7 protein-coding genes are annotated in these 6594 nt (G+C 63.1%); 1 reads left to right on the top strand and 6 read right to left on the bottom strand.

From position 1 onward, the window contains the following. The 6 genes from VJS90_RS20865 to VJS90_RS20840 all read right to left on the bottom strand — a co-directional run. Positions 1-256 (bottom strand): dihydrodipicolinate synthase family protein (locus VJS90_RS20865; RefSeq protein ID WP_324123524.1); only part of this gene is annotated, 256 nt, incomplete at its 3' end. A 31-nt stretch (positions 257-287) separates the two neighbouring features. After that, positions 288-1607 (bottom strand): FAD-binding oxidoreductase, encoded by a 1320-nt coding sequence (locus VJS90_RS20860; protein ID WP_324123523.1) that lies wholly within the window; start codon positions 1605-1607, stop codon positions 288-290. A gap of 13 nt (positions 1608-1620) precedes the next feature. Further along, a complete protein-coding gene (locus tag VJS90_RS20855; protein ID WP_324123522.1) occupies positions 1621-2622 on the bottom strand; it encodes a GlxA family transcriptional regulator in 1002 nt (333 codons plus the stop codon). A gap of 10 nt (positions 2623-2632) precedes the next feature. Further along, complete coding sequence (gene proX, locus VJS90_RS20850) at positions 2633-3661, bottom strand: glycine betaine/L-proline ABC transporter substrate-binding protein ProX (protein ID WP_324123521.1); 1029 nt, start codon at positions 3659-3661, stop codon at positions 2633-2635. Positions 3662-3721: 60 nt separating this feature from the next. After that, entirely contained in the window at positions 3722-4675 is a 954-nt protein-coding gene (proW, locus tag VJS90_RS20845) for a glycine betaine/L-proline ABC transporter permease ProW (RefSeq protein ID WP_324123520.1), read from the bottom strand. A 31-nt stretch (positions 4676-4706) separates the two neighbouring features. After that, positions 4707-5867 carry a glycine betaine/L-proline ABC transporter ATP-binding protein gene (locus VJS90_RS20840; RefSeq protein WP_324123519.1) on the bottom strand — a complete coding sequence of 387 codons (1161 nt, stop codon included), beginning with the start codon at positions 5865-5867 and terminating at the stop codon, positions 4707-4709. Between the two features lie 328 nt (positions 5868-6195). Here VJS90_RS20840 and VJS90_RS20835 point away from each other — a divergent pair. Further along, the coding region (locus tag VJS90_RS20835) for a LysR family transcriptional regulator (protein WP_324123525.1) at positions 6196-6594 on the top strand (399 nt) is incomplete at its 3' end.

The raw sequence follows: 6594 nt of genomic DNA, 5'->3' as shown, positions 1-6594 counted from the left end.
CGTCTTCGGTGCGGATGCCACCGGTGCCGACGATCAGCGGCAGACGGCCGTTGAGCACGTCCTTGGCCTGGGCGGCCAGGTCGAAACGCTCCTGGGCGGTGTGGGCGTAGTACTCGCCGGTGGAGCCGCCGATGATTACGCCGTGGATGCCGGACTCGACCAGGTATTCCAGAACCTCGGCAAAGGCGGCCTTGTCGATGCTGCCATCAGCGCTCAGGGGGGTGATCGCCGGGGTGTAGATGCCTTCGAATTTCATGGTTATCGCTCCAGATGAGGGTTGCCGCCGATCAGCTTTCCTGGCCGGCGCGGTACTGCCCCCACAACAGGTTGAAGTTCACGCCCAGGGCAACGATGGGCGCGGGAGGGTTGGCGCAGGGGCCAGGTGAATTGAGCACGAAGTCGATCAGTTCCGAACGCTCGCCCGCCAGCCAGTCGGCCATCAGCTTGCCGGTGGCGGTGCCGCGGGTGACGCCCAGCCCGTTGCAGCACAGGGCGCCGTAGACGTTCTCGCGCAATTGGCCGAAGTAGCCCGCGTGGTTGCGCGAAAGCGCCAGGGCGCCACCCCAGGTGTATTCGAACTGCACGCTCGGCAGCATGGGAAAACGCCGCTCGAACGAGGCGCGATGGCGGCTGACGAAGCGCTCCAGATATTTCGGGTTGCTGCGCCCGTCCGGGTTGAAGCTGAAGCTGTTGCGCACCAGCAGGCGGTTGTCCGGCGTGCGCCGCACGGTGGTGCCGAACGGGTCGGCCGGGATCACCCCCCAGTAAGGTCTGCCGCCGAGACGGGCCTGCTCGACGGGCGTCATCGGGCGGGTCAGGCTGGCGTAGGTGAACACCGGCAACATGCGCCCTTTGAGGAAGCCGAAACTCATGCCAAAGGCATTGTTGGTGAGGATCAGCTTGTCGGCGGTGATCGAACCGTTGGCATGCCTGAGCACGGTACGGGCGCCGTACTCGACTTCGCTGACCGGTGTGTTCTCGTACAGCGTGACATTGGCCGGCAGGCTGTCGGCCAGGCCCTTGACCAGTGCCGCGGGCTGGATCAGCGAGGTCCCGGGGGTGAACAGCGCCTTGCGGTAGAAATGCGTGCCGATGTGCTCGGGCAGTTCGGCACCCTCGATCATCTGGTAGGGCTGGCCGAGCTTGTCCAGGCCGCTGCGGTAGGCATCGAGCACCGCGATGCCACGGGGCTCGACCGCCGCCTGGTACTTGCCGCAATGCTTCATCTGGCAGTCGATGTCGTAGCGCTCGACCAGCTCCTTGAGGTAGTTCTGGCCACTGAGGTTGAGCTTCATGACCGTCCGGGCCGTGTCGATATCGCCGATGTAGTCAGGGGCCCCGATGTCGTGGGGCAGGTCGATGACGAACCCCGCGTTGCGTCCCGAGGTGCCGAAGCCGACTTCCTGGGCCTCGATGAGCACGATTTCCTGGTCAGGGAAGTGCAGCGCCAGTTGCCGGGCCGTGGCAAGGCCGGTGTAGCCCGCGCCAACGATCACCCAGCGGGCGCTGGTCTGGCCCTGGTGCGCGGGCCTGGCTTGGCGAGGCTTGCTCAGGTGATACCAGCCGCAGGTGGCGTCGTCGGCGGGCAGCGAAGAGATTCTTGTCATTGTCCGGTCCTGGCTAGAGTTCGTGACGCGCTTCCCTGGACGGTGGATAGCCAAACAGGGCGCTGTAGCACTTGCTGAAATGGCTGCTCGACACAAAGCCGCAGGCCAGCGCCACATCGGCAAGGGAGGAGCTTGAGTTCTGTATGAGGCGGCGCGCTTCGGTAATCCTCAGTTGCAGGTAATGCTTCTGCGGCGTGGTGAGGAGCTGTTCGCGAAACAGCCGCTGCATCTGGCGCTGGGACAGTCCCACGTAATGGCAGATCTGTTCAGGCTCCAGCGGATCCTCCAGGTTCGATTCCATCAGGCTGATGACCTCGCGCAGCGGGCCGGTCAGGCGTGGATGCCGGGTCTGCGCGGCGCAGCGATGGCGCGACTGGTCATAGTCGAGCATGTCGAGCACCGCATCGGCCAGCTTGCTGCCCGAGACCCTGGCCAGCCACTGGATCATCATCCGGAACGCGCCCGCAGGCGTCGCCGCGGTGAGACGGTCGCGATCGACCACCAGGGTTTCCATCGACACATTGGCATTGGGCGAACGCTCCGACAGCGCCATTCGCTGCTCGGGGTGGATGGCGCAGCGGTAACCGTCCAGCAGGCCCGCCTTGCCCAGGTACCAGGCACCGTTCCACAGGCCGCCCAGCGCGATGGGCATGCCGCCGAGCCTGTGCAGCAGGGTGGTCAGCCAGGACGGCATGGTCCTGGACGTGCGCAGCCCGCCGCAAATGATCATCAGGTCCAGTTCGGCCAGCCGCACGTCGGTGAACGGCGTGTCTGGGCGGATCGGGATGGCCAGGTCGCTCATGACCTGGGCATCGCTGTGGCTGAAGGTATGGACCCGTACGGAACCTGGCTGGATCACGTTGGCGGTCACCAGCACATCGAGGGACTGGGTGAAGCACGGCAGCGAAAAGTTCTCCAGCAACAGAAAACCTACCCGTGAGGTTTTCTGGCTGGCTTCGCCGGAACCCGTGCACAGCAGGTTGCGCTGTGCAAAGGTTCTGCTGAAGGTGCTCATTGCCCGGTGCTTACTGGCTGGCCTGGGTCGCCGCTGCGCGCGAAGCCTGCAGCCAAGTGTCGAACTGCTGTCGGTGCGCGGCTACCCACTCCTTGGCGTGGCGGGTGATGTCGGCAGGCTTCTTCTCGCCCTGCTGCATCTTCAGGTTCTGTGCGCTCTCGTCTGCGGTGCTGATCTGCATCACCGACAGGAACTTGAGGGCGGCCGGGTTCTTCTCGGCGAACTCCTTGTTCACCACGGCCTCGACCTTGTCCACGGCAAACCCGAGGTTCTTGCCCTTGTACATGGTGTCGACATCATTGTTGCCGTCAGGCAGGTCGGTCTTCGGCACCTCCAGCCACACCACATCCTTGTCCTCGACGAGCACGGTCGAGATCCACTGCGGTACCCAGGTGAAGTAGAAGATCGGCTTGCCTTCCTTGTAGCGGGTAATGGTGTCGGCCATCAGCGCGAAGTAGGAGCCTTGGTTGACCTTGATGCTCTTCTCCAGGTCGTAGGCCTTCATGTGGTGGTCGATGACCAGCTCGCAGCCCCAGCCCGGGTTGCAGCCGGTCATGTCGGCCTTGCCGTCGCCATCGGTGTCGAACAGCTTGGCGATCTCGGGCTTCTTGAGGTCGGTGATGTACTTGATGTTGTGGGCTTCGGCGGTCTTCTTGTCGATCAGATAGCCCTGCAATACGCCGGGCATGATGTCGCCCGCCTTGATCATCACGTCATCACCACCGGCCTGGCGATAGAACTTGTCGTGCAGCTTGTCCCACAGATGCACGGTGAAGTCCGCATCGCCGTTGGCCAGGGCGACCATCATCACGCCGTACTCGGTCTCCTTGGGCTCCTGGACCTTGTAGCCCAGCTCGCGCAGGCCCTCCATGGCGACCTCGCCGCGGAAGCGTTCCTCGGCGATCGAGGGGAAGATCGGGGTGACCTTGACGCCCTCGCCAGGCTTGTCCGCTGACGCGTGGGCGCACAGGGCGGACGCGGCAAGGGTCAGGGCGGTGGCGCATTTGAGCATGCTGCGGGTGAGCTTGAATTCGGACATCGTCGCGTACCTTCTTCTGTTTTTTATCTGGAAAAGTGCGGCAGATCGAATACGGCTGTTTCAGGCAGTCTTGCGCCGCCCTTCAGGTTTCGCGGCACCAAACAGGCGCATCACGCCACCGACGGGGCCGGTCTGGTACCAGCGCAGGCTCGGGTCGGCACCGGTGCGCGCGCCCATCGCCTGGGTCAGGCGGTCGAGGAAGATGGCCAGCAGCACCAGGCCGACGCCGCCAACCGTGGCCAGGCCCATGTCCAGGCGGCCGATGCCGCGCAGCACCATCTGCCCCAGGCCGCCGACCGAAATCATCGAGGCGATCACCACCATCGACAGCGACAGCATCAGGGTCTGGTTGAGGCCCGCCATGATGGTCGAGGTGGCCAGCGGCAATTGCACGCGGGTAAGCATCTGCCGTGGGGTGCAGCCGAAGGCGCGGGCAGCCTCGATCTTGTCCTCGGGTACCTGGCGGATGCCCAGATTGGTCAGGCGCACCAGCGGCGGAAGGGCAAAGACGATGGTCACCAGCACGCCCGGCACGTTACCGATACCGAACAGCATCACCACCGGCACCAGGTAGACGAAGGCGGGCAGCGTCTGCATGGCATCGAGGATCGGCCGCACAATCTGTTCGAGCCGGTCGCTGCGGGCACAGACGATGCCTAGCGGAATGCCGATCACCGCGCAGAAGAACACCGATGTCAGCACCAGGGCCAGAGTGGTCATCGATTCGGACCACACCCCGATCAGCCCGAGCAGGGTCAGGGTGATAAAGCACAGCAGGGCCATGCGCTTGCCGGCCAGCTGCCAGCCCAGCAGCGATGACAGGATGATGCCGATGCTCGGTGGAATGCTCTGCAGGATGAACTCGATGCCATTGAGCACCTGGTCGATCGGCCAGCGAATGGCGCGGAAGACGTCGCGGAAGTTGTGCACCAGGAAATTCAGGGTGCTGGTGACCCAGTCGCCCAATGGGATGGTGAGTGACTGGAACGGGTCGAGAAGGCTGAACTCGGACATGTTGGCTTACCTCTGTGAAGGTCGCGGGCGCTCAGTGGCGGCTCAGGGTCTGCAGCAACTGGTTCTTCGAGAGCGTGCCCTTGAGGGCGCCGTCCCGGTCGAGCACCGGCACCGGATAGGGCAGGGTGGCGGCAATGTCGAGCACTTCGTGCAGCGGGGTGTCGGTATAGATCGGCTGCTGCTCGTGCAGGTTGTGGCGGGCGGTGGCCGCCATGCCGCTGTCATCGGCATCGACCACGCCGAGCAGTTGCCCACGGTCGTCGATCAGGTAGCCGAACGGTACGCCCGGCTTGAAGCGCGGCGCCTTGCCGTTGAGCTTGCACACCACTTCGGGATCGAAGGTTGCGACATCGCCGGCCAGCAGTACCCGTGAGCTGTCGAAACCCTTGAAGAAGTTGCGCACATACTCGTTGGCAGGCTGGTTGAGCAGCTCCTGCGGCGTGCCGATCTGCACCACGCGACCGCCTTCCATGATCGCGATGCGATGGCCGATGCGGATGGCCTCCTCGATGTCGTGGGAAATGAAGATGATGGTGCGTTTCTGCTCGGCCTGCAGACGAATCAGCTCGCCCTGCATTTCGCTGCGGATCAGCGGGTCGAGTGCCGAGAAGGCCTCGTCCATCAGCAGGATCGCCGGATCGTTCGCCAGCGCACGGGCCAGCCCCACGCGTTGCTGCATGCCGCCGGACAGCTGGTGCGGGTAGCTGTGCTCCTGGCCTGCCAGGCCTACCTGGCTGAGGGCTTCGCGGGCGCGGTTGTGGCGCTCGGCTTCACTGACGCCGGAGATCTCCAGGCCGAAGGCGGTGTTTTCCAGCACGCTCATGTGCGGCATCAGCGCGAAGGACTGGAACACCATGCCCATTTCCTTGCGTCGCACGTCGAGCAACGCTTTGTCGGACAGGCCGGTGATTTCCTTGCCATTGAGGAAGATGCTGCCGGAGGTGGGTTCTATCAGGCGGTTGAACAACCGCACCATGGTGGACTTGCCAGAGCCGGAGAGCCCCATGATCACGAAGATCTCGCCTCGCTTGACGCTGAAGCTGGCATCGAAGACGCCGATCACCTGGCCGGTTTTCTCGAAGACTTCGCTCTTGCTGGCGCCGTCCTTGAGCATCTTCATCGCGACATCCGGCTGGGCGCCAAATACCTTGAAGATGTTTTTCACACAAATGATTTCATCTGAACTGGTCATCGCGTCCCTCCTCTGCATGCAGTGCTGCGAACGCGCTCCGTCAAATTGATAACGAGCGCTGTTAATACGAAGGGGCAGTACCAAGGGGGATATCCACGCATGACAGTTTACCTGTTTTTATTCTTGGCCCGCGGATCAGGGCTTTCAATCAAATCTATAAGCATCTCCCCGGCAAATCCAACAACATTTACAGGGCTTAGTGGATAACCTAACGTTATGGAACGCCGCTGAAACGACGGTCAGCGCGCATTTGCGACCCCTTGGTGGCCCGGGCCATGCCTTTGGGTTACGCTCCGTCGCCTTTCTCGATCTTGAGGTGGCTTTCATGCTGAGCAGACACGCCGATCCAGACACCTTGCTGCTCAGAATGCCGTCCTTGAGAGCCGTGAAGGCGTTCGTGGCGGCCGCCAAATATGAAAGCTTCACCCGCGCGGCCGAGGCGTTGTGCGTGTCGCAGGCGGCGATCAGCCGGCAGATCCGCGAGCTCGAGATCTACCTGGGGGCCCAGTTGTTCACCCGCGTGGGGCGCACCGTCGAGCTGACGTCCGCCGGCGCTGTGTTCTTCGAGGCGGCGCAGTTGTCCTTCGTCAATATTGCGCAAGCCGCCGAGCGAATCCGCAGCAGTCCCACTCAGAAACACTTGCTGACGATCTGTTGTTCCCCTGCGTTTTCTTCATTATGGCTGACACAACACTTGCCAGAGTTTCGCGCCAACAACCCGGATATC

Source organism: Pseudomonas sp. (genome assembly GCF_035277045.1).
Taxonomy (GTDB): Bacteria; Pseudomonadota; Gammaproteobacteria; order Pseudomonadales; family Pseudomonadaceae; genus Aquipseudomonas.
This window is presented reverse-complemented; position numbering and strand designations above follow the sequence as displayed.